Raw genomic sequence first — 25,436 nt, forward strand, 5'->3', positions numbered from 1 at the left:
GAAGAGGGAATATGATGCGGGCTGTGAAGAGGAATATCTTGCTTAATCCCGGTCCAGCGACAACAAGCGATAGCGTGAAGCTCTCGCAGGTGGTACCGGATATTTGTCCCCGCGAACCGGAATTCGGCGATTTGATGGCCTATATCTCCGCAGAGCTAACCCGATTGGTCGCTGATCCGGATCATTATACGACGGTTTTGTTCGGCGGCTCCGGCACGGCGGCGATTGAATCCATGATCAGCTCGGTCCTGGCGGAACAAGATGTTGTCCTCGTCATCAATAATGGGGCGTACGGGAAACGGATATGTGAGATTGCGGAAGCTTACGGGCTGCATTATTTGGAATTTAAAAGCCCTTCCGATGATGCGATTGATTTGGATGCTCTGGAAGGGTTCATACAAGCCTCCGGCCGCGCGATTTCGCATCTTGCCGTCGTGCATCACGAGACGACCACCGGTCTGCTTAACGATATTAAGGCCATTGGCGAATTATGCAGCCGGTATCGAATCGACATGATCGTGGATGCCATGAGTTCTTTTGCCGCTGTTCCGATTCGAATGAAGGAAATGAATATCCGTTATTTGGCCGCAAGCTCCAATAAAAATCTTCAGGGCATGGCGGGAGTTTCCTTTATCGTAGCGGAAAAAAACAAATTGGAGAGCTTGAAGCACAAGAAGCCGAGAAATTATTATTTGAATCTTTATGCCCAATACAAGTATTTTTCAGAACAGCGGCAAATGCGGTTTACGCCGCCTGTGCAGACCCTGTATGCGCTAAAACAAGCGATTGAGGAATTAAAGCAGGAAGGCGTGGAAGAACGCTATGAAAGGTATGTAAATTCGTGGACCACGCTCATTAACGGCATCACCCGGCTAGGTTTAACTTACCTCGTCCCCGACAAATATCACGCCAAAATCGTCACTTCCATCCTCGAACCGGATTGCGCCGCCTTTCATTTTCAAGAGATGCACGATTATTTTTACAGCGAAGGGATCACCATTTACCCCGGTAAACTAAGATCGATTGAATACTTTCAGGATCGCAACGATGGGGGATATTGCTTATCAAGATATCGAAGTGTTCCTGGAACGGCTTGAGTACTATCTCCAATGCATCGGTTTTGTAAAACGGGAGGAGGAGACGGGTGATGTCAGCGACAAAAAATAAGTGGCTGAAATATTGGTTCTTGAAAAAATATAAACCGTTGGCCCCCTACGTGCCGGAAACGAGAATGCTGACGAAACTTGCTTTTTGGAATCTTGTTTCCAAATATCGACAAGTCATAAAGGAAGGTTACTTCCAGTGAAGACGGCCATTCAAAAATCTACTATAAGACATCTTTCTCCACAAAGCTTGCAGTCGAAGATCGACCGAATTTCTTTAATGTCGGCCAGGCGCTTAAGAGCCCTGTTTCCAGAACATCGTATATACGGATTGGATGTGGGACTGGACCTGAAAGGCCATCCGTGGATCATTGAAGCCAATCTGTTTCCGTCCATGTCCCATTTTCTTAAACTGAAAGATCGAACCATGTATCGGCGAATTATGGCCTATAAAAAATCTGTGCGGACACAACAAGTCGTAAACCGTGGGCCTCTCTACTATTAATTAGTAGAGGGGTTTCACCATGTCTATAGGATGTTTACATTTTTTTTATTATATAATCAATTGATTATATAATTGAATTGATATATATTTATTTTGTAATTTCTTTAATTCAGGGCGAGAGAGGGGTTCCATGGAACAAATCAATGAAATGGCCATCAGCTTCAAGCTGCTTGGCGACAAGACACGTCTAACGATTCTTGCTTTATTGAAAGAGCGGGCCCTGTGCGTTTGCGACCTCGTGGAGCTGTTGGAAACGTCGCAGCCCAATGCAAGCCAGCATTTGCGCAAATTAAGAGCCGCCGGGCTTGTAAATGAAACGCGCAAAGGGCAATGGATTTATTATTCCTCAAATCTCGAACATAAGCCTTATCTTCAAGCGGTTTTGGACTTCGTTCCATCGTTTAAAGATAAAATCGGGCAGCTCAAAAACGTTTGCGAATAGGATGGAGGAGTATATGGCTGTCACTGCGTTTCTTATCTTTTTGGTTACTCTAACGTTCGTCATCTGGCAGCCCAAGGGATTGAATATCGGCTGGTCGGCAAGTGCGGGAGCCGTCCTTGCTTTGATCTTCGGCGTGGTGAGCTTCGCGGATGTTGCCGCCGTAACCGGCATCGTATGGAATGCCACCTTGACATTTGTAGCCATTATTTTAATTTCATTGGTGCTCGATGAAGTCGGCTTTTTTGAGTGGGCGGCGTTACATATGGCGCGGCTCGCACGAGGCAACGGCATGCTCATGTTTATAAGTATCATTCTGCTCGGATCGGCGGTTGCTGCCTTGTTTGCCAATGATGGCGCAGCCTTGATCATGACGCCGATTGTGCTGGCTATGGTCCGGGCGCTTCAGTTTGAGGACAAAATGGTTTTGCCGTTTGTTATGGCGAGCGGATTCATTGCCGATACGGCTTCCTTGCCATTGGTCGTGAGCAACCTGGTCAATATCGTATCTGCCGATTATTTCGGCATCGGCTTTGCGGAATATGCAGGCCGTATGCTCGTTCCTAATTTCTTTTCCATTCTGGCGAGTCTTCTTGTGCTGTACCTGTATTTTCGCAAAAGTATCCCAAGGAGTTATGATGCCGCCCGGCTCAAAAGGCCAAGCGAAGCCATTAAGGATAGGAGACTGTTTCAATGGTCTTGGGTCATTTTGCTGGCGCTGCTTATCGCTTATTTCGTAAGCGGGTTGTTCTCCGTTCCCGTATCGGCTATTGCGGGGATCGCCGCTATCGCCTTTCTTGCAGCCGCGAGAAAAAGCCCGGCCATTCATACCTGGAAGCTTGTTAAAGAGGCTCCCTGGTCGATTGTTGTCTTCTCCATCGGCATGTATGTGGTTGTTTATGGATTGCGAAATGCCGGGTTAACCGATGCGCTGGGCAGCGTCATCCAAGCAGTGGCAGACAATGGACTGTTCGCGGCTGCCGTAGGAACAGGGTTCATCGCGGCTGTCCTATCGTCGATTATGAACAACTTGCCGACGGTCATGATCGACGCGCTGGCCATTAAGGGGACAGAAACCGAGGGCTTCATTCGTGAGGCGTTAATTTATGCGAATGTGATCGGTTCCGATTTGGGACCCAAAATTACGCCGATCGGCTCCCTGGCTACCCTGCTGTGGCTGCATGTATTATCTGCGAAAAACATGAAAATCGGCTGGGGCTATTATTTTAAAATCGGTATTATTTTAACCGTTCCTACTTTGTTTATTACGCTCACAAGTCTTTATTTATGGCTTTATCTGCTCCAAGCTACTCACGCGAATGTATGGATCTCTACGATAACGATTGCCATGGTTCTGGTTGTTATAGCGATGATCGTGAAAGCGGTGTTGGGGAGCAAGCTGAGTAAAGGCAGACAACAAGGCGTTTAATTCGAAATTCAGGGGAGATATCGCGATGAGGAACAAACCATTGGTTTACTTTTTGTGCACAGGTAATTCGTGCAGAAGCCAGATGGCGGACGGTTTTTTGAAAGCTCTGGGACATGATCGATACGAAGTGAAGAGTGCCGGGCTTGAAGCACATGGGTTGAATCCCCGGGCGGTTCAAGTTATGAAGGAAGCCGGCGTGAATATTAGCGGCAACACGTCGGATGTGATTGATCCGGAGATGTTAAACCGGGCCGACTATGTGATTACGCTATGTGGGCATGCGGATGAGCATTGCCCTGCGATCTTGAACAAGAACGTGATCAAGTGGCATTGGGGGTTTGATGACCCGGCCAAAGCAACCGGTACGGAAGAGGAAATTATGGCCCAGTTCCGTAACGTTCGCGATTCGATCAAGCATCGGATTGAACAGTTCGTGCAAAAAGGGGTTTAGTCCATTGTAAAATGAAAGGGGCCCCGGGTGATCGGGGCCCGAGCATTACTTGTTTGCTCCTGTTAGCTATTAAATTTGTTTTGCCGTTGTTGTTGCTGCTGCTTTTGCAGAGCCTCTGCCACGGCTTTGGAGACGGCTTCTGTATCCACCTTTACTTTTACAAAAGAATTTCCGCTGTTTTTAATGAAGTTTTTGTCATAGCCCGAAGAATGATTGGATTTGCCCATTGCAATCTTCACCTTTCTTTTATGATAGCTGCGATTAGTACCATTTGTTTTGCCGTTGTTGTTGCTGCTGCTTTTGCAGGGCTTCTGCTACGGCTTTGGAGACGGCTTCTGTCTCAACTTTTACTTTTACGTAGGAGTTTCCGCTGTTTTTAATGAAGTTTTTAAAAGAATATCCGGAATTTGAATGGCCTTTGCGGGTAGTCATTGGAAATCACCGCCTTTCTTAATCATAGCATATGAAGCTTTATGCCATTGTGAGACTGATAGATGCTCATATTTTCATAGACTTTTTTAGTTCACAGGATAAATTTGATAGTCATAGCGTATCGATTTGTTGCTGATTTGAGCGATTTTTCCTTTGGCGGAGGTCCGCCAAGCACGTTCAGGTGCGGTAATTTGCTGCAGGTTAAGGGAACCTTTAAATTTGGCCAAAAAAGAGTTCAGTTCCGCTGGACTTAGTTTTCCCGAGCCGTAGAAACAGAGAACCATGGCATAGGCGATAGGGGTCGTATCAACGATAACCGTCACATGCGAGTTGCCGCTATGGCTGACGGTTTGTTCCACTCTACTCATATTTGCTCTCCTCCTCTCTCGTTGGTCTATTTATTCTATGATCCATAAATAAGATTTGAACGTGGTATATATCTGAATATAGTTTAATTCCGCTAGACTTTTATCGACTCTATTGCGATCTTTCAATGTCTCCCAAACCCAAATATTGATCGAATGATTTTGTCGAATCCGTCGTAAACTACTCATGGTTAAGGGCATTAACCCATCATGTTCTTAAGGAGCGATCATATCAATCATGAATGGAAAAATGTTTGGAACATGGACAACGGTGTCGCTTCTGGCGCTAGCCGCAGGCGGAGCTGTCGCCTACGGCGTGGCAAGACGCAACGGCAGCCGCAGAAACGTATTGCAAGGCGCGCGGGGATTTCGGTTATTCCGATAATGGGTTTGACCTCACCTATTCCGGTGAGGTCAGGCTGTTTGAGAAACCCAAGAAGTAGAAAATTTCAAAACAAATAGAGGTGGGGTATATCCCGTAAGAGTTTACGTCCGCCTTTGAAACCCGTGAAAATACCGTCTAATCAAATTCACGGGTTTCAAGAGCGGCTGGAGGGATATACCCCACCGGCGTATGCTGAAAAATTTATACGCGAAGCGGGTTTCTCAACAAGCTCACCTCACCTATTTTCTGTGAGGTTTTTTTGCAGTTTAGGCTTGGCCGAAAAAAATAGCTCGTGATACAAGAAGCATTTGCGGAACCGGTCCAGAACCGTACAGTTATAATCGTGGTCTTGAAACAATTGCAGGTACTGTGCCTCGTTACGAATATATTCCCCTTTGTCGTACCATTTCATAAACGTGTTGCATAAAGGTTTACTCTTGCACAAACAAGGCTCCATCACGATGATCGTTCCGTCCGGTTTCAGCACACGTTGAAACTCCTTCAAGTATTTCGAGATTTCGTCCGAAGAAATATGATGCAGCACGGCGATAATCAGTATGTAATCGACCGATTCGTGCGGATACGGAATCGCATTATTTTCGAGTACTTGAAATTGATGATCGGGATACAATCGCTGGGCATACTGAATTCTCCCGGCATCCGGGTCCATTCCAACATAATACAACGGATGGAACATGGAACAGTTAGCCCCGGTACCCGAGCCGAAATCTAACACGGATTTACCGTCAAATGCAAAATTCGATTGGACGCGATCATGAATATATTTTTTGGTAACCCATTTCGGACGGACAAACCAATGATACAGGCGCGGCGCAAATGAAACTGTAATGGAATTCACCATCTTTCAATGTAGTCATGAAGTATAATTTAACCTGATGGATTGAAAAAAATCCAAGAAGAAAATACCTTGCGCAAAAAGACGCCCTCATCCTGCAAAGGATAGGAGGCGTCTTCGCCTTAGTTTCTCTGCTTTATGACCCGCGCCGGAACGCCGACGGCCGTACAATCGTCCGGAATGTCGCGGACAACGGCCGCTCCGGCTCCGACGACGGACCATGCTCCGATCCGGATGCCGTCGATCACCTTCGTTCCCGTGCCGAGGAAGGTGCCCGTTCCGACCGTCACGTTCCCGGACAAGGTCGACCCCGGCGCGATATGGCATGCGGTGCCGATCCGGCATTCGTGATCAACCGACGCGTTCGTATTAATGACGGCGTAATCGCCGATATGCGCTTCGGCGTGAATCACGGCGCCGGCCATAACGACAATTCCGCTTCCGAGCGTCGCCGATTCGGCAATAAAGGCGCGCGGGCTGATGGCATTGACGAGCCCGAAGCCGGCCTGGGCCGTTTGCCGGCACAGCTTCTCCCGCAGCCGGTTGTCTCCGATGGCGACAAAGGCGTGCCGGACGCCCTCCTCGTACAGGCGCGGCAGTACCGAATCGTCGCCAAGGATAGGAATGCCCGACACTTCGGTACCTGGCGCTTTGGTTGTGCAGCCTGCCAGTTCCACCGTAGGGTCGGACTTTAAAATATCGATGACGACTTTGGCGTGACCTCCGGCGCCGATAACGACCACTTTGCGTATTGTCGTCATTACGGACCTCCTTGCGATTCAGCGGATTCCGATCACCGGTGAATGAGGCTTTGAAATAGCCGGTAATATTCTTGCGCCACGTCGGACCACGTACGCTGCAGCGTTCCCCGTAGGGCGGCTTTCTCTTGGAAAACCAAGGAATGGCGGTTCCGGTAGAGCTGCGCGATGGCGGCGGTCATTTCGGGCACCGAGTAAGGATCGAACGTGACGAACGCATTCATATCGCCGATGACTTCTCTGGCGACCTCGATCCGGCTGATCGCTACCGGCGTATCGACGGTCAGAGATTCGAGAATCGGGAAGGGACAGCTTCCTTCGAAAAGCGTAGGCACGATCGTTCCCGCTGCATACTTATACAGCGAAGGCATGTCGCCGGACGGGAGTCTTAAGTAAACGATGCTGTTCAAAGCTTCATGATCCCGGCACTGTCCGAGCACGGCGGCGATTTCGTGCTCCAGCGGTCTGTGGCGGTAATGATCCGTCAGAACGAGCTTCAGCTTGGAAGCCCGGCCTTCGGGGGACTGCCTGTAATTCAGAAAAGCCTCCAGCAGCCGGTCATGATTTTTATGCGCCCGGATGATGGAAGGGAACACGAGATACTCCCCGTACAATTGATGCTTGCTGCGAAAAGTTTCTTCGGCCAGCAATCCCAGATTGCGGTATTCCTCCACGGGGGCGGCCAATCGGATCACCTGCGTTTTATGAAGCGGGAGCTGCAAGTAGCCGAGGCCCTCATAATTTTGAACGTATGCCGAGTTGAAGACCACTTTAACCGCTTTGTTCGCCATGGCATGAACGATCGCGTCCAAGCCTTGAACTAATTCCGGATGCTTGCGGACGTACAGCTCCCGAAAATGCGTGTACACGAGGTCGTGAATGCATAAAACGACCGGACGCTCAAGCTGCAAGGCCATATCCATTCCTACATAAGGCACGCACCAGACGTCAACCGGGAGATGTTGGTTCAACCAGGGTACGCTTGGAAAATGATGCATAAACAGCCTGTTCGGATAGAGCGTGGCGAAGGCTTGGAACAATTTCTCCACTTCCGAAAAATTATGCTCCGTCGTCGCGACGTGGATCATAACGTCCGGAGCGTTCAACAGCAAGCCTTCTGTCAATCGGACGACAAAGCGCCCGATGCCTTCCCCGTCCAGATGGATTTTCGGCTGGTACCCGAGAAACATACCGATATGCTTAATGGATGACGCATGAGGCAGCAGAGGCGCAGCTAACGGCGGCACGGTATGAATCTTCTCCTGAAACTCCCCGGATTCGATAAACCTGCAGAGCAGACGGATCCGGGGCAAGCCGAGCGAGAGATGGTGAATGTGGCTGTGAAGTCCCGGCACATCGGGCTGGCGCAGCAGCAAGTCTTGATATAAGCAATAGACGAATTCCACATCCGTCACATGATGAATGCGGTGAAACGTACCGATGAACGTCGTATGGGGATATTTCGCCGGAGACTGGGACGGGCTGTACAGACGTTCGGCTTCGCCGCTTTGCAGGAAATAGAGCAAGAAGTTGGTTTTCGGCACGCCGGCGTTCAGCCCGTTCAAATGCGAATGAAATCCTTCCGGATCGGCGTCCCGGAAAAAGAACTGCCGGTACAGTTCCCAGATGAACGCCTCTCCTTCCAGCAGCAGCAGATTGCGCAAAATGTCTATAAAGCGGAGCGTCGGCGCTTGCTTCAGCTTTTCCGCAAAGCGGGCGCTGCCCAATCTTAAGTTGATCATGTCCATACGACAACCTCCCTTACCATGAATTATCTTGCCGTTACAGCAAGCCGAGATGGGCCAGGCGCTGCTCGATCAAGCGGCCGACGGCAGAGGGCGAATACCGGCTGCGGATCGTCTGCTGTCCGGCAGCCGCGATTCGGCTTCGCCACCCGGCATCCCGTACCAGATTGCGCATATGCCCGGCCGCCTGGCCGATGTCGGGATCGGCCCACACTTGATGGGCGCCGTAAGGCCCGTGATCCGTTCCTACTTGTACGAGTTTATACCCCACCGTACAGGAGTTTTCCGGGGTCATGAAATCCGTATTCCCCGACCAGTGCGTGCCGATCACCGGCTTGCCGAGATACATGGCTTCCGCCAAGCCGAGACCGAAGCCCTCGGCACGGTGCAGCGAGACGAAGCTGTCGGTGCAGGCGATCAGGGCGTTCACTTCATGACGCGGAAGCGTGCGATCCATGATCATAATTTGGGGGAAGCCGGCTGTCACGCGATGCAGAAGGGCCATATCGTCCGGCTTCACCCCCGCATTGTTCACTTTGACGACGAGACCGGCCGACGGATCGTCCCTCCCGAAAGCCGCCTTGAACGCTTCAATGACGGCGAGGGGGTTTTTCCGTTCCTGGAAGCTCTGCGTGTCGTACATGGAGCAGAACAGAAACCGGTTGTCCGGCAAGCCGAAGTAGGTCCGGTTCATCGCCGCATCGTAAGCTACCTCGATGCCGTGCGGGATATGGATGACGGGAATCGGAGACCTTTTGGCTATATTGGCCGCCACATAGGTGGAGGGCGCCCACACCTCCTGCAAGAATTGGAAGCCTTCGGCGTAAAAGTCGGGAAGCTCCGGAAGCTCCCAATGCCAGAAGCCGATATTGTAGCGCCCGTGCAGAAGGGAAGCGCCGAAGTGGTCGACGACATGCTTCAGCGTGTTCCCGTTAACGTGGAAAATGTTCACGTTATAGGCAGGTGCCTGCATTTCTTTATGCGTCCACGTCATATCTTCGTTGCGGTAATCTCCGTATACAGGGCAGTTCAATATCCCGAACGGAATGTTCGTCGCCTGCAGCGCCCGGGCAGCTAACCGGCCGGATTCGCCGATGCCGGTCTCCGCGCGGATTAACCCGACCAAATTCACCCCGATAGCGGGAGGGGCTGCAGCGGATGGCGAAGGGGAAACGGCCTTGGTCTCCTTAGGCCGGCGGGTACGCAAGGACGGGAGCCGCTTTTTCCGCTTGCGGCTTACGCTTTTTCGATGCCGGCGAAGACCTGCACGGCTTTTCTGGAGCGCCTTCTTGCGCTTCGGCCTCTTGGAGGCTTTGGACAAGGTCCGCTTGTGGCTCCGGGAGCCCGAAGCGCGCCGGGATTTCTTCTTTCGCATGTCTTTCATCTCCAGACTGGAATGGATCTGCAGGCCGCCGCCTTACGGGAAAGAGCGCCAATAATTCAGAAGATCTTTGAGCGTCTGGTCCAATGGAATTTCCGGTTTCCAGCCGGTCGTCTCATGGAATTTCCGATAGTCTCCCAGCAATATTTCCACATCCGACGGACGCAGACGGGCCGGATCGATCTTGATTTCGATTTTTATCTTGCTGAGCGCAAGCAGCTTCTGAAGCATCTCTTCGATCGTGATGCAGGAGCCGGAAGCGATGTTGTACGTTTCCCCGGGTACGCCTTTCTCCAGCGCCAGCCAATACGCGCGTACGACATCCCGGACGTCCGTAAAGTCCCGCTTGGCTTGCAGATTGCCGACATAAAGCACCGGGGGCTGCTTGCCTTTTTCGATATCGGCAATTTGCTTGGAGAAATTCGAAGTGACGAAGTTTTCTCCCCGGCGCGGTCCCGTGTGATTGAAGGTCCGGGTGATGACGGTGTGCAGACCGTAGCTTTTGTAATATTGATAGCCCAAAAACTCCTGCGTTACTTTGCTGACGGCATACGGGCTGAGCGGCCGAAGCGGGTTCGTTTCCTTAATAGGCACCTCGTAGGCTTCGACGTGGCCGTATTCCTCGCTGGAGCAGGCGATTTGAATTTTGCAGTCGGGCTTGATCCGCCGGACGGCTTCCATGATGTTGATTTGGCTGGCGGCATTGTTGTAGATCGTATCGATCGGAGAGTTCCAGGAGGTCGGCACGAAGCTTTGGGCGGCCAGATGGAAAATCCGGTCGGGCTTCACGCTTGCGATCAGGGCCTCGACGGAAAAAGGATCGCGCAGCTCGCATTCGACCAATTCGACCAATTGAAGATCCTTTAAGTGCTTGATGTGATCCAGTCGGCTTCGCTGGCGGATCGTCCCTACGACATCATGCTCCTGCAGCAGATATTCCGCCATATGGCTTCCGACAAAGCCGGAAATCCCCGTAATAAGCACCTTCATAAGTTCGTTATCCTCCTTTAACGTTACATAAATTTCTGAGCGTCCCGGATATGCTGTTCGTGGGCTTTGTTGCATACGAGCAGGCCGTCGGGGGTCGTGACAATGATTAAATCTTTGACTCCGATGACGACGGTCTTCAGGTTCTCCGTATAGACAATGCTGTTGCTCGTATAGAGAGGGGAGGCGTCTCCCATCACGATGTTTCCTTGGTCATCCGGTTGATGAACGCGTTCCAGCGAGGTCCATGAGCCGATATCGTCCCATTCGAAATGAACGGGGATCGTATAGATCGACGAAGCTTTCTCCAAGATGGCGTAATCCACGGATATTTTGGGCAAACGCGAATAGACGTCTTTCCACTGCCCGCCGCATCCTTCGAGCAGCGTCCACATATCCTTTTGGCTGCGGCTCATATAGTGGGCGATGGTCGAGGGCTTCCAAATGAAAATGCCGCTGTTCCAGTACACGTTCTTTTGCTCGATCAATTGCTTGGCCCGCTCCAGGGGGGGCTTCTCGATAAAGGCTTTCGCCGCAAGCGCCGGCCCCTCGGCCGTCGGCTCTTCCGTCACGATATAGCCGTATCCGGTTTCCGGCCGGGTCGGCGCGATTCCCAAGGTAACGATAGAATGGCCTGACCTGGCGACGGTCTCCGCTTGCTTCAACGCCTCCCACAAGCTGTTTCCTTCCGGGATATATTGATCGGACGGGGTCGTCACCAGAACGTCGTCTTCCCCTTTTTGCAAAAAATGCAGCGCCGACAAAGCGATGCAAGGAGCCGTATCCTTCGGTTCGGGCTCTATAATGAGGTGTTCCTGCTTCAGCTCGGGAATCTGCTCGTGAACAATGCTGGCGTATTGCTTTGTCGTCACGACATAGATGGACGTACCCGGCACATACTGGAGAAATCTGCGGTACGTTTGCTGCAGCATGGTTTCTTCGGAGGTTAGGGAGAGGAATTGCTTCGGCTTCGATTTGACGCTGCGCGGCCAAAATCTCGTTCCTTGTCCGCCGGCCATGATCATGATTTTCATCGGTCTCATCCTCCTTATGCAGTTAATCATTCCGCCTCCGATTAATATATTGGGGCGGGCCGGTTCATCGGAACGTCGACTGTCCCCCGTACAATCGTACAAATTACAAGGAATACCCGCGATAACGGTAATGGGCGGAATGGAATACAGCCAAGTAATTCCTGGCAATATCGTCCCAGGAAACCGTAGGGTCGTTCATGCCCAGGACAGCGGATTGCTTGTAGCGCGCGTAGTTGTCAGCCAAGCTCTCCATCGCGCGGGTCATATCGTCCGGCGATTCGGGGTTAAACCAGGCTACTTCCGCGCTCCGTCTCACCAGATGCTCACGCATGACCGGGATGTCCGAGCATAAGACCGGCGTTCCCATGCTGAGCGCCTCCTCCACCGGATAGCTGCCTCCTCCCTCGGAAAGACTTGGCATAATCAGGGCGTAGGCGTTTTTGATTAGCGGAGCGACCAACTGGTCCTGCACCAGCCCGAGCGGGAAGACGTCTCTATCGATCTGGAGCCCCAATCTTTTGATCAGCGAGACCAAGGTCGGAATCGAAGCCAGTTCCGGCCAGTGGGGCGGAACGCTTCTTAGCATCTCCGTATTGTAGCCGATCAGAAAAAGCGGGTGCTGGCTTCGGCGGGAGAAGCGCGAGTAGGCGAGAAGCAGATTGTAGTGGTTTTTGTGCGGAGAGGTGTTGGCCGGATAAATGAAGTAGGGGAACGGGTAGCTCTGGGCGAGTGCGGAATCCAGCGCCGGCTTCTCGAAATATTTGGACGGTGAAATCGCATGCTGAATCAGAAAGGCGGATTGGCAGACCGGACCGAAATGCGCGACGAGTCTCGACTTCACATACTCGGAAGAAACGACGACGTGCGTGCTTCGTTCCAGCCAGCCCTTGGCTTTCTCCCAATGCTCGCGAACAACCGATCCCGGCGTGAACGGCGGCACGTAATCGAAGATGGTGGCATCGTGGAACGTAATGACGGTCGGCTTGTGAAAGTCGACGAACGCCGGGCCGTGCGGCCAAAATACGTACACGACGTCGCAATCGGCAATGCACGAATGATTCGGGGTGTTCCGAATGTCCTCTTCGCTGTATACAATGCTCACTTTGGGATGCAGCTGCGTATTGACTCTGTCTTTAAAACCGGTCTGAGCCGACAGGACGACCCGGACAAATTGCACGTCAGGCTGCCGGGCAAGCGCCGTCGCCAAATTCGTCAGCAGCCTGCCCCCGCCTCCGATGGAGAACATGTAGCTCCATATCAATATTTTCATTCCGTGATCTCTCCTTGAGCGCAAAGTTTGTCAGGTTTGTGTATTCGTATGTACTAACATATGGGATAGGCCACTTCATCGGCACGACGTATGTCCCAGCCGGAATAATTTTGTCGGGACCCTAATTTTCGTACAAATGAAAACCTGCCATCGATGGATGACAGGCCGCAGGAGTTGACGAAAAAATTTTCATCGCACAGAACAGGCGAATAACCTTGCCAAGCTTTTACCCATATACTGGACCCATGTAATGGTCAATGGGTGTGCAAATAGGCTGCGTATTGCAGCGGACGCTTATAAACCTCGTCTTGGCCGGAGATCTGGTCGTAGATCTCTTTTTGCGGCTTGCCGTTCACCTCGATGATCCACAGCCGCTCGCCGTTGTCCAGCGCAAAATCGACGCTAAGCTCGCCCAGATGAAGGCCTGTGCCCGACTCTACGGTTTGCGCGGCTCTCAGACTGATGTCGCGTATCGTTTGAAGGAAGGCGTCGGCCTTCTCCTGCGGGTACAAATGGCGAAGCACTTCTTCGGACAAACAAACTTGGGCGCAGATGCTCGTATTAAAGCAGCCCTTGTGAGCGATCCGGCTAACGACGTTCGTTACGGACCATCCCCCTGACTCGTCTTTTTGAACAAGCGCCCGGATATCGAAAACTTGTTCATTCCATTGCTGCAATTCGACTCCTTGTTGGATGAGGTAATGGGTGGACCCAAGAAGCTTGTTAAGCTTCTTTTGACTTTCCGGGACGTCTGCAGCGATAAATTCCGGTAAAAAATAATGCTGGCTAATATGAATTTCCCCCGACTCCTTCGCCTCCACACGGTATACCCCTTTCCCTTGATGACCGTTGCAAGGCTTCACATACAGTACTTTATGAGTTTTCTGCAGCTGTGCCGCGGTCTCCCGGTCATAAGGAGCGGTTTCGGGCAAATAAGGAGCGAGCGTTTGGCTTAATAGCTTGTAGATCTCGTATTTGTCGAATCGATTTTGCTGATTGAAGCATTTGTTGCTCCCGATGAGGGTCTTCAGTCTTTGGTGGGTCGTCTTTTTCGTATTGTAGCAGCGGTTATATATCACTTCGGGGAAAGGAAACCGGTGCTGTACCCACTTCCAGTTCGAATGATGGAGGCCGAGGATGCTTTTCCGCTTCCAATCGATCTCGGACGGTGTGAAACAGAATAGTCTCATATGGTCCGCTTTGCAGGCAAGATATTTGCTCAGGACGTACTTCCTTTGCTTGGAGTTCGCGACCATGATGCCGAAGGTTTTGACGGTACCGCTTTTCTTCTTCATACGCTTTCTCCTTTATCGTTTTAAAGTGAGTTGTAAACAAGGTATGTAGACGCATGGAAAATGAATGGACAACAACACAATCTGATCGAAAACAGGCATGTGCAGGAGACAGCAAAAAAAAATCGGGATGACATGGGCACTCGCCCTGTCTAAAGGCGTATGCCGTGAGTACATTGTTTGTGAAATCAAAAAGGAGAGTGAACACGTATGGGTAGAATACCGGGCCCTCCAGGGCCTCCAGGACCACAGGGTCCACAAGGACCACAAGGACCGCAAGGTCCGGCGAGGATCACCGCATTTGCTTTTCTGTGCAGTACGGTAGACCAGAATGTTGCCGCAGCGGCAGCTCCGGGTGGGCAAGGCGGGGTCGTTACCTTCAACAATTCGCTGATCAATGGAACGGCGATTACTTTCACCCCGACCTCAACCATCAACATTCTGGAAACCGGCATTTATCATATCAATTGGGAGGTGTTCCCGACTGCAGGGAATAGCGCGTTCGGATTGTTCTTCGATCCGGACGGCGCCGGTCCGGTTCCGGCTAGCCTGGTCCTGTGCAGCAATTACGGCACCAATGCAGGAAACCAGCCTTATACGGGGCAGGTCGTCGCTAACTTGACGGCCGGCGGCGTGCTGACGTTGAACCGGATTGACAATACGGGCAACGTGGTATTGCAAAGCACCATCGGAGGCGGCACGCCGGTCGTAAGCGCATCGCTTTATATCGAGAAGCTAACCTGACGGGTGGATTGAGAATCGCGCCAGAGCCCATCGATACCCGCAAGGAAGAGCATAAGCGGCGTTCCCGCGTAGAGCAGGGCGCCGCTTAGGCCGCCGAGCAGCAGCAGAGGAGTCGGGCCGGCCGTTCGGCAATCTGTCACAAAAAAGAGGTTGATTCCTTTCCCGCAGAGTGCTATATTTTATGTGTAACCGGTACCATATACTTAATCAGGTTAGAATCTTTATTACTTATAAAATGCAATAGCATCATTTGGAATTTTTTTTAATCCATATGTAACCGGTACCACATGGCAGGGGTGAGGAAGTATGGCAACCATTCGGGATGTAGCCAAGCTGGCGGGCGTGTCCGTTGCGACGATTTCCCGGTATTTGAACAAAAGCGGCTATGTGAACGTGGAAACGGAGCAGAAAATCAAAAAAGCCATCGAAGCGCTGAACTACGAGCCGAATGCGGTGGCCCGGGGATTGGCCGGAAAGAAGACGAACACCATCGCCTTGATTCTCCCGGATATTTCCAACCCCTTCTTTCCGGAGCTGGCCCGGGCCGTCGAGGATGTCGCCTCGATGTACGGGTATACGGTGATTTTGTGCAACTCCGACGACGAAGGGGTCAAGGAGAAGTCCTATATTGAGGTGTTGAAGAAAAAATATATCGACGGCATTATTTTTGCTTCCAATACGCTGGATTCCGCGGATGTCGAGCAGATGACCAAGAAAGGCATCCCCGTCGTCTGCCTCGACCGGGTCCCACCGAAGCAGTCGTGCAGCGTGGTCCGCTCCAAAAACCGGGAAGGCGCGAAGCTGGCCGTCGAGCATCTTCTGAGCATGGGCTGCCGGAAAATCGCCCATATCTACGGTCCGCAGGAATTCATTACGGCCAAAGAGCGGTTGGTCGGGTATGAGGAAGCGGTGAAGCATTTGGACTGGTACTCGCCGACGTTCACAATTCAGGGAGACTTCCGGATCGAAGGCGGAATCCGGGCGACGGAGCTGCTGCTGGAACGCCATCCCGATGTGGACGCCATTTTTGCCGGGAACGACCTGATGGCGGTAGGCGCGCTCAAGGCGCTTCACCGGATGGGCGTGCAAGTGCCCGGACAAGTGGCGGTATGCGGCTTTGACGGCATCGGTATGACGGAGATTACGCAGCCGGAGCTGACGACGGTCGCCCAGCCGATCTATGAGATGGGCGCGCTCGTCTCGCGGATTTTGATCAAAAAAATCGAAGGCACGCTGGAAGCGGACCAGACGTACGAGCTGGACGTCACGCTCGTGCCCAGAGAGTCGACCTTAAGGAGGAACGGACATGAAAGCTCCTAAAATCGTTGTTATCGGAAGCTTGAATATGGATATTGTCATCGAAGCGGACCGGTATCCGCAGCAGGGGGAGACGATGCTCGGACAAGGCATTCGTTTTCTTCCGGGAGGAAAGGGAGCGAACCAGGCCGTGGCGGCGGCTCGGCTCGGTGCGGCCGTAACGATGGTCGGCGCGGTCGGTACAGACGGCTTCGGACAAGAGCTTGTGCAAGCGCTGCAAGCCGAGAACGTGGGCACGGATACGGTGCGGTTCGCGGAGCAAGCGGCTACGGGAGTCGCAAGCATTTACGTTTGTCAGGGGGATAACAGCATTGTCGTCCTGCCGGGCGCGAATCATAAGCTGCTGCCTGCGCATATCGACGCTTGCCGGGAAGTCATCGCCGCGGCGGACATCGTGCTGCTTCAGATGGAAATTCCCGTCGATACCGTCGCACATGCGGCCCGGCTCGCGAAGGCTTGCGGGCGGACGGTCGTATTGAACCCCGCCCCGGCGCAGAAGCTGCCGGAGGAATTGCTGCGTAGCGTCGACTACATTACTCCGAACCGGACAGAGCTGGCCTTGCTGACCGGGCGTTCGGCGGAAGGCGGCGAATTGGAAGCCGCGATGCGGGAGCTGGCCGGCATGGGCGCCCGGCACGTCATTACGACGCTCGGCGCGGAAGGGTCCGCCTTTATGGCGCAGGAGGGCACGCTGACCCGCGTTCCCGGTTATGTCATGGAGGTCGTGGATACGACCGGAGCCGGCGATTCGTTTAACGCAGGGCTGGCTTATTCGCTCGCTTTGGGGCGAAGCTTGGAGGAAGCCGTATCGTTCGCGGCCAAGGTTTCGGCGCTCGCCGTGACGAAATTCGGCGCACAGCCGGGGATGCCGACGCTTCGGGAAGTGCTCGATTTTAACGGGTGAGCGGAGGAGAAACCATCATGAAAAAAATCGGAATCATCAACAGCGAAATTTCCGAAGTCATCAGCAAATTGGGCCATACGGATACGATCGTTATTTGCGACAGCGGACTGCCGATTCCCGACCATGTGCGGCGGATCGATTTGGCTTTGAAGCAGGGCGTGCCTTCCCTGCTGGAGACGCTGTCCACCGTGCTTGAAGAAATGGAAGTGGGGGCCGCGTTCGTTGCGGACGAAATGGAGCGGGCCAGCCCGCAGTTCAAGCGGGAGCTGGAAGCCGTCATGAAGGGCATCCCGGTTCGAACGGTCAGTCACGAGCAATTGAAAAGGCTTACGCACGAAGCGAAAGCGGTTATTCGGACAGGCGAATTTACACCTTATGCGAACATCGTTCTGCAGGCCGGCGTGATCTTTTAAGAAAGGAGTGGCCGTCATGACGACATACCTGCTGGAAATGAACGACATCAGCAAGAGCTTCCCGGGCGTCCGAGTGCTGGATCAGGTGACGTTCAACCTGACTGGCGGGGAAGTGCACGCGCTGATGGGGGAGAACGGCGCGGGAAAATCTACGCTCATGAAAATTCTCGGCGGCATTCACCGCAGAGACGGCGGCACCGTGATCCTGAAGGGGACGCCATGCGAGATCGCTTCCCCTTCCATGGCGCAAAGCCTGGGCATTGCCATGATTCATCAGGAATTGAACTTAATCCCGCATCTGACGGTGATGGAAAATATTTTTCTGGGGCGGGAATTTACCTACGGCCGGAGCGGGATGATCAACTGGGGCAAAATGAGGCAGGAATCGGTTCGCTTCTTGTCCCAGCTCGGCCTGTCCATCGATCCCGGCATCATCGCAGGCGAGCTTTCCGTCGGACAGCAGCAAATGATCGAGATTGCTAAAGCGCTTTCCATGAATGCGGAAATTCTCGTGCTCGACGAGCCGACGGCGGCGCTGACCGACCGTGAGATCGAAGCGCTCTTTACGGTGATCGAATCGCTCAAAACCAAGGGCGTCGGGATGATCTACATCTCCCACCGGATGGAGGAAATTTTCCGTATCTGCGACCGGGTCACCGTCATGAGAGACGGGCATACGGTAGGGACGGACCGCGTTGCAGATACGAATATCGACAAGCTGGTCAAAATGATGGTAGGGCGGGAAATCAAAGACCGCTTTCCGAAAATCGACGTTGCCGTCGGCGAGCCCAAGCTGGAGGTCAAGGGGCTGTCGCTGCCGGGCAAGCTGCAAGACATTTCTTTCGCCGTACGCAGCGGGGAAATTGTCGGCATCGCCGGTCTGATGGGGGCCGGCCGGACCGAGCTGGCCAAAGCCTTGTTCGGGGTGACGCCGGCCCGCCAAGGGGAAATCCGCGTCGACGGCCGGCCCGTCGCCATCCGCAAGCCGGTCGATGCGATCCGCGCGGGCATCGCGCTGGTCACGGAGGACCGCAAGGACGAAGGGCTGTTGTTGAACTTGTCCGTGAAGGACAACATTTCGCTGCCGAATTTGAAGGACGTTTCCTCATACGGGTTTGTCAGCCGCAGCAAAGAAACCGGCATCTCGGATCGGCTCATCTCGCAACTGCTGATCAAGACCCCGAACGGCGAGCAGAAGGTCGGTTCCTTGAGCGGCGGAAATCAGCAGAAGGTCGTGATCGGCAAATGGCTCGAAACGAATCCGCAGGTGTTTATTTTGGACGAGCCGACCCGCGGGGTGGACATCGGCGCCAAGAAGGAGATCTACGATTTGATGAACCAATTGGTTTCCAGAGGCGTAGCCATCCTGATGATTTCGTCGGAGCTCCCGGAGGTTCTCGGCATGAGCGACCGCATCCTGGTGATGCACGAAGGCCGGATTGCCGGAGAGTTCGCCAGAGGGGAAGCCACGCAGGAAAAAATTATGCACTGCGCGACAGGAGGAGGAAAACATCATGCAAACGGAAGCGAAAGCAGGCGGTAAGCGGGCAGGCAAAGCGTTCAGCCTGGGTCCGCTGCTCGGACTCGCCTTAATCGTCGTCGTTTTATCGGTGATCAACAGCGACTTTTTGACCGTCACCAACATTTTCAACGTGCTTCGGCAAATTTCCATCAACGCCTTGATTGCGTTCGGGATGACGTTCGTTATTCTGACCGGAGGGATCGACCTTTCCGTCGGAGCGGTTCTGGCGCTGTCCAGCGCGTTTACGGCGGGCATGATGGCCTCCGGTATGAATCCGTGGCTGGCTATTCTGATCGGCCTTGGCTGCGGGGCGGTGTTCGGAGCCGTCAACGGCCTGCTGATCACCAAAGGGAAGGTGGCCCCCTTCATCGCCACCTTGGCGACGATGACCGTCTACCGCGGCTTGACGCTCGTCTATACGCAGGGCCGGCCGATTACGGGGCTGCACGAAGATTTCGCCATCATCGGGAAAGGGTATTTTCTCGATATTCCGATGCCGATTGTCTGGATGGTCCTGACCTTTGTCATCCTGTTCATTATATTGAAATACACGACCTTCGGGCGGCGCGTCTACGCGCTGGGAAGCAACGAGGAAGCGACTTGGCTTTCCGGGATCAATACTTCCAGAATCAAAATCATGGTTTATTCGGTAAGCGGATTATTGGCAGCTTTAAGCGGAATTATACTCACCTCCAGACTTAACTCCGCGCAGCCGACGGCAGGCACCTCTTACGAGCTTGATGCGATTGCCGCGGTTGTCCTCGGAGGAACCAGCTTATCCGGCGGACGGGGCTGGCTGGTGGGGACGCTGATCGGCGCCATGATCATAGGCGTATTGGACAACGGTCTGAACCTGCTGAACGTTTCATCCTTTTATCAGCTGGTTGTGAAGGGCGCCGTCATTCTGGTTGCGGTGCTGCTGGACCGGTCCAAAGCCGCAAAATAAAAAAAGCAAAGGGGAAAAGTAACATGAAAAAAATGTACACGGTTCTGTCGCTGCTGCTGGTATTCCTCATGGTGGCCGCCGGCTGCTCCACCAAGTCCAATCTGGAGGGCGGAGCCAAGACGGCCGAGCCGAAAAAAGAGGGAGGCGCAGCTTCCGGCAAAACAACGATCGGTCTCTCCATTTCCACGCTCAACAACCCGTTCTTCGTGACGTTGAAAGAAGGCGCCGAGAAAGCGGCGAAGGAAGCCGGAGCCGAGCTGGTCGTTGTCGACGCGCAGAACGATACCTCGAAGCAAATCAGCGGCATCGAGGACCTGATTCAGAAAAAAGTAAACGTCATCCTCATCAACCCAACCGACAGCGTAGCGGTCATTACGGCGGTGGAGGCGGCCAACAAAGCCAACATTCCGGTCATCACCATCGACCGCGCGGCGAACGGCGGTCAAGTCGTTTCGCACATCGCATCCGACAACGTCAAGGGCGGGCAAATGGCTGGCGACTTCATTCTTAAAGCGATCGGCGGCAAAGGGAACCTTGTCGAACTGCAAGGCATCGCCGGAACCTCGGCAGCCCGCGACCGCGGCAAAGGCTTCCATAATGCCGTAGACGGCAAAGACGGCGTGAAAATGGCCGCTTCCCAGCCGGCCGATTTCGACCGCGCGAAAGGGCTGTCCGTTATGGAAAACATCCTGCAAGGGAATAAAGACATTGCAGCCGTATTCGCCCACAACGACGAAATGGCGCTAGGCGCCCTGCAAGCGATCCAGGCCTCCGGCAAAAACATCGTCGTGGTCGGTTTCGATGCAACCGACGACGCGGTGAAAGCCGTAAACGAAGGCAAAATGGCCGCTACGGTAGCGCAAAAGCCGGCAGCCATCGGCGACGTGGCCGTAAAAACGGCCGTGAAGGTAACGAAAGGCGAGAAAGTGGAAGCTTCGATCCCTGTCGATCTTGAGCTGATTACGAAAAAGTAAGCCAGAGCGTTTAGCTAAAAGAAACGCTTTATACGGAAAGAGGACGATCCCCGGAGCGGAGCAAGAAGCCGCGGGATTGTCCTCTTTTTTAATATCATGATTGTTTCGTAAGCGATGGCACGGCACATAAGGGGGCAGAAGAAATTTAGCTCTTGAAGTTCATTTTCGTTGAAAAGCTGTATTCGAGCGCTCTGAATGTTGGATAAAACACATACTTCATGGGTATCTGATTTTGAATCTCAAATATAAATTCTATTCATCCATTCTATTTTATGGTATAATAATCCAATCGCAATAGAATGGCTTAATGGGCGGTCGGCTAACCTCTCGGAAGGGAGGTGATGCCAATGGACGTGAAAGACGTGATGATTATAGTTATTAGCTCAAGTGGACTTTTAATTGCTCTGCTGACGCTGATTATAAAGATCATCGAACTTTCGCAGCAAAAGAAATAGACCGCCCTCTCGCAAAGGTAAACGGTCTATTCTTCGGCATACCCTTTGAAGCCAACCGCCCTTAAAAGCGGCTATTGTGATACGTGAGGGGAATGTTAGATGTTATTGGCATCTGCATTTCCTTTTTTAGTATGTGCTATAATTCAGTTGTTAATGCCAAATAAAGTACTACACTTTATTTTACTCCTGTTTTATGGTATTGACAATACCTTTTGAATATATAAATTGATAAGAAGTGAGGAGGAAAAAATTATGGAAGGTGGTGTTATTGGTGTTTTACAAAGAAAGCGACACATTTTGGTTGTCAGTAATAAGCATTTTAATTTGAATAACTATTTGGCAAACGATGATAAAACATTCTCCTTATCGGATTAAATCCAGTTCTCAAATTCTATTGCATACTGAACCATTCCGACACTGGATCTTGGATTTGAGAGTGCAAAATTAGCTATGTTCTGCAACTATTCGAATTCGGTATTTCAATAGATTTACGTATTCGAAGGAGTAATCGAAAAGGTAAGAGTCTATACTGTTTTATAGATGTTTTACACATAGTTTTTGCAAATGCTTGATACGACGCCTTTTTTGAATTATATTTTACGTCCTTGACGCTCATGGGATCGAGGACAACATATATAAGGAGTCCTCGGTGCGGTCCGTGGGCTCCTTTTTATTTTCTCAAAAAAGATGAGTTTTTTTCACAAATTGAATGCGACACAACACTATTTTATTTAATCCGGATTCATTTCGGCGAATTTGTCTCGAAGCTTGCGACTTATCGGTATATAATGGATACGAAACGGCGACCGGTTAATTTAGGGAGAAAGGCGATGGAATGATATATGTCGATGCGCAAGCTAAAAATATTAACGATCTTGCTCCCGCCTCTGGTTATCGGGGGATTCGAGTATATACGCCACGACTTCCTGTTGGACGTGCTGTCCATGGAGACGGGTAATTTCTACATGACGCTGCTTACGCTGCTGCTGTCGTTCTTGTTCGGCAACTGGATGTTCAGCCGCATCGAGGCGATGAACGCGAAGCTGGCCGTCGAGCAATCGAAACGGGCGGTATACGAGGAGCGCGAGCGGCTCGCTCAGGAGCTGCACGACAATATCGCGCAAATTTTGTTTTTCCTGAACGTGCAGTTGAAGAAAGGGCAGATTGAAGAGGCGCGTTCGGCCGTTTCCGAAATCGACCACCATCTGCGGCAGGCGATCTTCAACTTGCGGACAGCGCCGGAGGAGGGAGCCGATTTTGGCTCGCGCCTGCGGACGTGGCTGGAGGAATGGAGCGGCATGAGCGGCATCGCCGTCAACCACCGGATTACGGTGCCGGAGGAAGGGATATCGCCGTCGGCGGAGGTGCCTTTGTTCTCCATTATCCGGGAGGCGTTCACGAACATTCGCAAGCACTCGTACGCCGATCACGCGGAGGTGGAGCTTGGCCCGACGCAGGACGGGCGGAGCTGGAGACTGCGCATTGCCGACGATGGCAAAGGCATGGAGGGCGATGCCGGACAGCGGCCGAACCGGTACGGGGTATCAATTATGCGCAAACGGGCGCAGGAGCTCGGGGCGGAGCTGGAAATCCGGGCGAAGGAAGGACAAGGGCTGGAGTTGATCGTGACCGGACCGCTGCGGGAGGTGAAGCTGTGATGATGAATTACCGGGTACTGATCGCCGACGATCATCCGTTAGCCCGGCGCGCCATCCGTACGCTGATCGACGGGGAGCCCGGCTTCGAATGGATCGGGGAAGCCCGTAGCGGCACCGAGGCCGTCGAGCTGTGCGGTCGGTTGCTGCCGGATCTGGTGCTGATGGACATTCAGATGCCGGGGATGAGCGGCCTTGAAGCGACCAAACGAATTAAACAGCTGTATCCGCACATCCGCATCGTCATGCTCACGGTGTCCGACGACGTGGCCGACCTGTTCACCGCCGTAAGGCACGGGGCGCAGGGCTATCTGCTCAAAAACATGGACCCCGACGACTGGGTCGTCTACTTGCGCGGCTTGCTCGACGAGAACAGCGAAATTTCCCGAGGCATGGCGGACCGGCTCTTTCATTCGTTCCGGTCGGCCGGTGAATCCGCGGCCAGCGACATCGGGCCGGGCGTGCTTTCCCAGCGCGAATGCGAAATCCTGAGCTGCGTCGCCAGCGGGCAGAGCAACCGCCAGATCGCCGAGACGCTGATCATTACGGAGAATACGGTCAAGAACCATATCAAGAATATTTTGTCCAAGCTGGCGCTCGACAACCGGGTGCAGCTGACCGCTTATGCGGTGCGTCACGGATTGACACAGATCGGACAAAAACAAGGGGGGAAATAGCCCGGTCGAGCCATTCTTTCGATAAGCGGTTTACGATAAAGTACAGAAGGATAAACTGACTGCTTAAAAGAAAGGGGCTTTTATTTATGAAAAAATTGCATTTTGCGCTCGCGCTCGGACTGCTTGCTTCCATGCTTGGAGGAGGCTTCGCCAGCGCGCATGTGACGGTGCTGCCAAAAGAGACGACGCAAGGAAGCTATGAGAAATTTGCCGTTCGCGTCCCTACGGAGAAAGAAATTCCGACGATAAAAGTCGAGGTGAAGTTTCCGCTCGACTCCGTATCGATTTCCCGCTTCGAGCCGAAGCCGGGCTGGAAATACGAGCTGACGAAGGATGCGAACAATAAAATTACCGGCGTGGTGTGGACAGCTACCGGCGAAGGCTTGGGCGCTACGGAATTCGGCGAGTTTTACATTCAGGGCAAAGTAGCCGACACCGCTACCGCGATTACGTGGAAGGCGTACCAGACCTACAAAGACGGCAGTGTCGTCGAATGGGTCGGCGCGGACGGCTCGGACAAACCGGCTTCCGTGACGAAAGTGAACGCAAAACCGACCGGAGCCGGAACGGACAGCCATGGCCATACGACGGCGCCTGCGGCACCGGCGGCGGGTAAGGCAGCGTCCGAAGCTCCCGCCGCGTCCCAAACGCCGCTTTACTTGTCCATTGCGGGCGTCGTGCTCGGAGCTGCAGCTCTGATCGTATCGCTGATGCGCAGAAAAGCCTAATCCGACGGTTATAAGCAAGGCCCGTTTCCATCGTTACGATAGGAAATGGGCTTTTTGGCTTGTCTTTTCCCCCGAAAAACGGTTAAACTGGTGAAAACGCCATTCTAACTACACCACGTCAAAAAAGGAGACAGCCGTAGGATGCCGTCAAAAATTTTGAAAGAATTTAAAGAATTTGCAATTAAAGGGAATATGATCGATCTGGCGATCGGGGTTATTATCGGAGGCGCTTTTGGCAAAGTCGTTACTTCGATCGTCAACGATTTGGTTATGCCTCCGATCGGGCTACTGTTGGGTAAAGTGAATTTCACGGATTTATTTATTAGTTTGGACGGGAAGTCCTACGAGACGCTTAAAGATGCCAAGGAAGCGAGTGCGGCAACGTTTAACTACGGATTGTTCCTCAGCACGCTGCTCGATTTTCTGATCGTCTCGTTCGTTATTTTTATCGCCGTCAAGCAGATCAACCGGTTCCGCCGAAAAGAAGAAGCCAAGCCCAATCCGAAAGAAAACATTAAAGAATGTCCGGAATGCTTGCCCGAAATCCCCAAAAAAGCATCCCGCTGCAAATACTGCACCGCCGTTCTCGAAGCTCCGGCTGTGGAACGCGCTTAGCCCCCTTACAGCTCAGACAGCCTGTGCTCCTGCTTGAAATCTTAGGGAGCCTGG

30 protein-coding genes and 1 pseudogene are annotated in these 25,436 nt (G+C 52.7%); 20 read left to right on the top strand and 11 right to left on the bottom strand.

From position 1 onward, the window contains the following. Window positions 1–11: 11 nt before the first annotated feature. The 6 genes and pseudogenes from QJ48_RS01880 (at window position 12) to arsC (ending at window position 3,927) form a co-directional block, all read left to right on the top strand. Window positions 12–1,167 (top strand): annotated as a pseudogene (locus tag QJ48_RS01880) (2-aminoethylphosphonate aminotransferase). Beyond that, window positions 1,148–1,306 carry a YheC/YheD family protein gene (locus QJ48_RS38435; protein ID WP_237762779.1) on the top strand — a complete coding sequence of 53 codons (159 nt, stop codon included), beginning with the start codon at window positions 1,148–1,150 and terminating at the stop codon, window positions 1,304–1,306. Before QJ48_RS01880 ends, QJ48_RS38435 begins: the two are co-directional and overlap by 20 nt. Continuing rightward, window positions 1,303–1,608, top strand: coding sequence for a YheC/YheD family protein (locus QJ48_RS38440; protein ID WP_054971968.1), 306 nt, complete (start codon window positions 1,303–1,305; stop codon window positions 1,606–1,608). The genes QJ48_RS38435 and QJ48_RS38440 overlap by 4 nt, the downstream gene beginning before the upstream one ends. 130 nt (window positions 1,609–1,738) lie before the next feature. Next, on the top strand, window positions 1,739–2,050 hold the full coding sequence (locus QJ48_RS01890) for a metalloregulator ArsR/SmtB family transcription factor (protein ID WP_054971969.1): 312 nt from the start codon (window positions 1,739–1,741) through the stop codon (window positions 2,048–2,050). A 13-nt stretch (window positions 2,051–2,063) separates the two neighbouring features. Beyond that, the gene (locus QJ48_RS01895) at window positions 2,064–3,476 is read left to right on the top strand and encodes an arsenic transporter (protein WP_054971970.1); all 1,413 of its coding nucleotides are present in this window, start codon (window positions 2,064–2,066) and stop codon (window positions 3,474–3,476) included. A gap of 25 nt (window positions 3,477–3,501) precedes the next feature. Continuing rightward, complete coding sequence (gene arsC / locus QJ48_RS01900; RefSeq protein WP_054971971.1) at window positions 3,502–3,927, top strand: arsenate reductase (thioredoxin); 426 nt, start codon at window positions 3,502–3,504, stop codon at window positions 3,925–3,927. 62 nt (window positions 3,928–3,989) lie between these two features. Here arsC and QJ48_RS36555 read toward each other — a convergent pair whose 3' ends face one another. The 3 genes from QJ48_RS36555 to QJ48_RS01905 all read right to left on the bottom strand — a co-directional run bounded on the left by QJ48_RS36555 (window position 3,990) and on the right by QJ48_RS01905 (window position 4,727). Beyond that, complete coding sequence (locus QJ48_RS36555) at window positions 3,990–4,154, bottom strand: hypothetical protein (RefSeq protein WP_157261472.1); 165 nt, start codon at window positions 4,152–4,154, stop codon at window positions 3,990–3,992. A gap of 34 nt (window positions 4,155–4,188) precedes the next feature. After that, complete coding sequence (locus tag QJ48_RS36560; protein WP_157261473.1) at window positions 4,189–4,359, bottom strand: hypothetical protein; 171 nt, start codon at window positions 4,357–4,359, stop codon at window positions 4,189–4,191. Window positions 4,360–4,445: 86 nt separating this feature from the next. Beyond that, window positions 4,446–4,727: a hypothetical protein gene (locus tag QJ48_RS01905; protein WP_054971972.1), complete on the bottom strand. Its 282-nt coding sequence runs from the start codon at window positions 4,725–4,727 to the stop codon at window positions 4,446–4,448. Window positions 4,728–4,962: 235 nt separating this feature from the next. On the opposite strand from QJ48_RS01905, the gene QJ48_RS36565 reads away from it, so the two are divergent. Next, complete coding sequence (locus tag QJ48_RS36565) at window positions 4,963–5,109, top strand: hypothetical protein (protein WP_157261474.1); 147 nt, start codon at window positions 4,963–4,965, stop codon at window positions 5,107–5,109. A gap of 235 nt (window positions 5,110–5,344) precedes the next feature. On the opposite strand, the gene QJ48_RS01910 is transcribed toward QJ48_RS36565, so the two are convergent. The 8 genes from QJ48_RS01910 to QJ48_RS01945 form a co-directional block, all read right to left on the bottom strand. Then, complete coding sequence (locus QJ48_RS01910) at window positions 5,345–5,971, bottom strand: class I SAM-dependent methyltransferase (protein WP_082420297.1); 627 nt, start codon at window positions 5,969–5,971, stop codon at window positions 5,345–5,347. 116 nt (window positions 5,972–6,087) lie between these two features. Beyond that, window positions 6,088–6,726: an acetyltransferase gene (locus QJ48_RS01915; RefSeq protein ID WP_054971973.1), complete on the bottom strand. Its 639-nt coding sequence runs from the start codon at window positions 6,724–6,726 to the stop codon at window positions 6,088–6,090. A 32-nt stretch (window positions 6,727–6,758) separates the two neighbouring features. After that, window positions 6,759–8,471 (bottom strand): DUF4214 domain-containing protein, encoded by a 1,713-nt coding sequence (locus QJ48_RS01920; protein WP_054971974.1) that lies wholly within the window; start codon window positions 8,469–8,471, stop codon window positions 6,759–6,761. Between the two features lie 34 nt (window positions 8,472–8,505). Further along, complete coding sequence (locus QJ48_RS01925; protein ID WP_054971975.1) at window positions 8,506–9,843, bottom strand: glycosyltransferase family 4 protein; 1,338 nt, start codon at window positions 9,841–9,843, stop codon at window positions 8,506–8,508. Between the two features lie 42 nt (window positions 9,844–9,885). Next, the gene (locus QJ48_RS01930; protein WP_054971976.1) at window positions 9,886–10,839 is read right to left on the bottom strand and encodes a GDP-mannose 4,6-dehydratase; all 954 of its coding nucleotides are present in this window, start codon (window positions 10,837–10,839) and stop codon (window positions 9,886–9,888) included. Between the two features lie 23 nt (window positions 10,840–10,862). Then, on the bottom strand, window positions 10,863–11,870 hold the full coding sequence (locus QJ48_RS01935; RefSeq protein ID WP_054971977.1) for a mannose-1-phosphate guanylyltransferase: 1,008 nt from the start codon (window positions 11,868–11,870) through the stop codon (window positions 10,863–10,865). Window positions 11,871–11,973: 103 nt separating this feature from the next. Beyond that, entirely contained in the window at window positions 11,974–13,140 is a 1,167-nt protein-coding gene (locus tag QJ48_RS01940; protein WP_054971978.1) for a glycosyltransferase family 1 protein, read from the bottom strand. 254 nt (window positions 13,141–13,394) lie between these two features. Beyond that, window positions 13,395–14,435: a YheC/YheD family protein gene (locus QJ48_RS01945; RefSeq protein WP_054971979.1), complete on the bottom strand. Its 1,041-nt coding sequence runs from the start codon at window positions 14,433–14,435 to the stop codon at window positions 13,395–13,397. 207 nt (window positions 14,436–14,642) lie between these two features. Between QJ48_RS01945 and QJ48_RS01950 the strand changes: the two genes are divergently transcribed. The 13 genes from QJ48_RS01950 to mscL all read left to right on the top strand — a co-directional run bounded on the left by QJ48_RS01950 (window position 14,643) and on the right by mscL (window position 25,382). Continuing rightward, a complete protein-coding gene (locus QJ48_RS01950; protein WP_054971980.1) occupies window positions 14,643–15,176 on the top strand; it encodes a hypothetical protein in 534 nt (177 codons plus the stop codon). A 306-nt stretch (window positions 15,177–15,482) separates the two neighbouring features. Beyond that, on the top strand, window positions 15,483–16,496 hold the full coding sequence (locus tag QJ48_RS01955; protein ID WP_054971981.1) for a LacI family DNA-binding transcriptional regulator: 1,014 nt from the start codon (window positions 15,483–15,485) through the stop codon (window positions 16,494–16,496). Continuing rightward, a complete protein-coding gene (rbsK, locus tag QJ48_RS01960; RefSeq protein ID WP_054971982.1) occupies window positions 16,483–17,397 on the top strand; it encodes a ribokinase in 915 nt (304 codons plus the stop codon). Before QJ48_RS01955 ends, rbsK begins: the two co-directional genes overlap by 14 nt. Before the next feature lie 17 nt (window positions 17,398–17,414). Then, window positions 17,415–17,810, top strand: a complete 396-nt coding sequence (gene rbsD / locus QJ48_RS01965; protein WP_054971983.1) for a D-ribose pyranase — start codon at window positions 17,415–17,417, stop codon at window positions 17,808–17,810. 16 nt (window positions 17,811–17,826) lie between these two features. Then, the gene (locus tag QJ48_RS01970; protein ID WP_054971984.1) at window positions 17,827–19,353 is read left to right on the top strand and encodes a sugar ABC transporter ATP-binding protein; all 1,527 of its coding nucleotides are present in this window, start codon (window positions 17,827–17,829) and stop codon (window positions 19,351–19,353) included. Next, complete coding sequence (locus tag QJ48_RS01975; protein ID WP_054971985.1) at window positions 19,325–20,278, top strand: ABC transporter permease; 954 nt, start codon at window positions 19,325–19,327, stop codon at window positions 20,276–20,278. Before QJ48_RS01970 ends, QJ48_RS01975 begins: the two co-directional genes overlap by 29 nt. A 23-nt stretch (window positions 20,279–20,301) precedes the next feature. Further along, on the top strand, window positions 20,302–21,252 hold the full coding sequence (gene rbsB, locus QJ48_RS01980; RefSeq protein WP_054971986.1) for a ribose ABC transporter substrate-binding protein RbsB: 951 nt from the start codon (window positions 20,302–20,304) through the stop codon (window positions 21,250–21,252). A 347-nt stretch (window positions 21,253–21,599) separates the two neighbouring features. Beyond that, window positions 21,600–21,707 carry a putative holin-like toxin gene (locus QJ48_RS38445; RefSeq protein WP_237762776.1) on the top strand — a complete coding sequence of 36 codons (108 nt, stop codon included), beginning with the start codon at window positions 21,600–21,602 and terminating at the stop codon, window positions 21,705–21,707. A 252-nt stretch (window positions 21,708–21,959) separates the two neighbouring features. Further along, complete coding sequence (locus QJ48_RS39120; protein WP_272948104.1) at window positions 21,960–22,082, top strand: hypothetical protein; 123 nt, start codon at window positions 21,960–21,962, stop codon at window positions 22,080–22,082. Window positions 22,083–22,549: 467 nt separating this feature from the next. Then, the gene (locus tag QJ48_RS01985; protein ID WP_054971987.1) at window positions 22,550–23,365 is read left to right on the top strand and encodes a sensor histidine kinase; all 816 of its coding nucleotides are present in this window, start codon (window positions 22,550–22,552) and stop codon (window positions 23,363–23,365) included. Then, on the top strand, window positions 23,365–24,039 hold the full coding sequence (locus QJ48_RS01990; protein ID WP_193394378.1) for a response regulator transcription factor: 675 nt from the start codon (window positions 23,365–23,367) through the stop codon (window positions 24,037–24,039). The genes QJ48_RS01985 and QJ48_RS01990 overlap by 1 nt, the downstream gene beginning before the upstream one ends. A gap of 86 nt (window positions 24,040–24,125) precedes the next feature. Continuing rightward, the gene (locus tag QJ48_RS01995; protein WP_054971988.1) at window positions 24,126–24,767 is read left to right on the top strand and encodes a YcnI family protein; all 642 of its coding nucleotides are present in this window, start codon (window positions 24,126–24,128) and stop codon (window positions 24,765–24,767) included. A gap of 153 nt (window positions 24,768–24,920) precedes the next feature. Continuing rightward, complete coding sequence (mscL, locus tag QJ48_RS02000) at window positions 24,921–25,382, top strand: large conductance mechanosensitive channel protein MscL (protein ID WP_193394379.1); 462 nt, start codon at window positions 24,921–24,923, stop codon at window positions 25,380–25,382. Window positions 25,383–25,436 lie beyond the last annotated feature (54 nt).

It is taken from the genome of Paenibacillus sp. A3 (assembly GCF_001399685.1).
In the GTDB taxonomy this organism is placed as follows: Bacteria; Bacillota; Bacilli; order Paenibacillales; family NBRC-103111; genus Paenibacillus_G.

Excerpts from the sequence above, each read along its gene's own strand:
- QJ48_RS01945 (WP_054971979.1), bottom strand. The coding sequence starts at position 14,435 with ATGAAGAAGAAAAGCGGTACCGTCAAAACCTTCGGCATCATGGTCGCG.
- rbsD (WP_054971983.1), top strand. The coding sequence starts at position 17,415 with ATGAAAAAAATCGGAATCATCAACAGCGAAATTTCCGAAGTCATCAGC.
- QJ48_RS01930 (WP_054971976.1), bottom strand. The coding sequence starts at position 10,839 with ATGAAGGTGCTTATTACGGGGATTTCCGGCTTTGTCGGAAGCCATATG.
- QJ48_RS01955 (WP_054971981.1), top strand. The coding sequence starts at position 15,483 with ATGGCAACCATTCGGGATGTAGCCAAGCTGGCGGGCGTGTCCGTTGCG.
- QJ48_RS01950 (WP_054971980.1), top strand. The coding sequence starts at position 14,643 with ATGGGTAGAATACCGGGCCCTCCAGGGCCTCCAGGACCACAGGGTCCA.
- QJ48_RS01975 (WP_054971985.1), top strand. The coding sequence starts at position 19,325 with ATGCAAACGGAAGCGAAAGCAGGCGGTAAGCGGGCAGGCAAAGCGTTC.
- QJ48_RS01935 (WP_054971977.1), bottom strand. The coding sequence starts at position 11,870 with ATGAAAATCATGATCATGGCCGGCGGACAAGGAACGAGATTTTGGCCG.
- QJ48_RS01925 (WP_054971975.1), bottom strand. The coding sequence starts at position 9,843 with ATGCGAAAGAAGAAATCCCGGCGCGCTTCGGGCTCCCGGAGCCACAAG.
- QJ48_RS38435 (WP_237762779.1), top strand. The coding sequence starts at position 1,148 with ATGTCAGCGACAAAAAATAAGTGGCTGAAATATTGGTTCTTGAAAAAA.
- QJ48_RS01985 (WP_054971987.1), top strand. The coding sequence starts at position 22,550 with ATGTCGATGCGCAAGCTAAAAATATTAACGATCTTGCTCCCGCCTCTG.
- QJ48_RS01895 (WP_054971970.1), top strand. The coding sequence starts at position 2,064 with ATGGCTGTCACTGCGTTTCTTATCTTTTTGGTTACTCTAACGTTCGTC.
- QJ48_RS01905 (WP_054971972.1), bottom strand. The coding sequence starts at position 4,727 with ATGAGTAGAGTGGAACAAACCGTCAGCCATAGCGGCAACTCGCATGTG.
- QJ48_RS01995 (WP_054971988.1), top strand. The coding sequence starts at position 24,126 with ATGAAAAAATTGCATTTTGCGCTCGCGCTCGGACTGCTTGCTTCCATG.
- QJ48_RS01970 (WP_054971984.1), top strand. The coding sequence starts at position 17,827 with ATGACGACATACCTGCTGGAAATGAACGACATCAGCAAGAGCTTCCCG.
- QJ48_RS39120 (WP_272948104.1), top strand. The coding sequence starts at position 21,960 with ATGGAAGGTGGTGTTATTGGTGTTTTACAAAGAAAGCGACACATTTTG.
- QJ48_RS38445 (WP_237762776.1), top strand. The coding sequence starts at position 21,600 with ATGGACGTGAAAGACGTGATGATTATAGTTATTAGCTCAAGTGGACTT.
- QJ48_RS36560 (WP_157261473.1), bottom strand. The coding sequence starts at position 4,359 with ATGACTACCCGCAAAGGCCATTCAAATTCCGGATATTCTTTTAAAAAC.
- rbsK (WP_054971982.1), top strand. The coding sequence starts at position 16,483 with ATGAAAGCTCCTAAAATCGTTGTTATCGGAAGCTTGAATATGGATATT.
- QJ48_RS01890 (WP_054971969.1), top strand. The coding sequence starts at position 1,739 with ATGGAACAAATCAATGAAATGGCCATCAGCTTCAAGCTGCTTGGCGAC.
- rbsB (WP_054971986.1), top strand. The coding sequence starts at position 20,302 with ATGAAAAAAATGTACACGGTTCTGTCGCTGCTGCTGGTATTCCTCATG.
- QJ48_RS01990 (WP_193394378.1), top strand. The coding sequence starts at position 23,365 with ATGATGAATTACCGGGTACTGATCGCCGACGATCATCCGTTAGCCCGG.
- QJ48_RS36555 (WP_157261472.1), bottom strand. The coding sequence starts at position 4,154 with ATGGGCAAATCCAATCATTCTTCGGGCTATGACAAAAACTTCATTAAA.
- QJ48_RS01915 (WP_054971973.1), bottom strand. The coding sequence starts at position 6,726 with ATGACGACAATACGCAAAGTGGTCGTTATCGGCGCCGGAGGTCACGCC.
- QJ48_RS01910 (WP_082420297.1), bottom strand. The coding sequence starts at position 5,971 with ATGGTGAATTCCATTACAGTTTCATTTGCGCCGCGCCTGTATCATTGG.
- arsC (WP_054971971.1), top strand. The coding sequence starts at position 3,502 with ATGAGGAACAAACCATTGGTTTACTTTTTGTGCACAGGTAATTCGTGC.
- QJ48_RS36565 (WP_157261474.1), top strand. The coding sequence starts at position 4,963 with ATGAATGGAAAAATGTTTGGAACATGGACAACGGTGTCGCTTCTGGCG.
- QJ48_RS01940 (WP_054971978.1), bottom strand. The coding sequence starts at position 13,140 with ATGAAAATATTGATATGGAGCTACATGTTCTCCATCGGAGGCGGGGGC.
- QJ48_RS01920 (WP_054971974.1), bottom strand. The coding sequence starts at position 8,471 with ATGGACATGATCAACTTAAGATTGGGCAGCGCCCGCTTTGCGGAAAAG.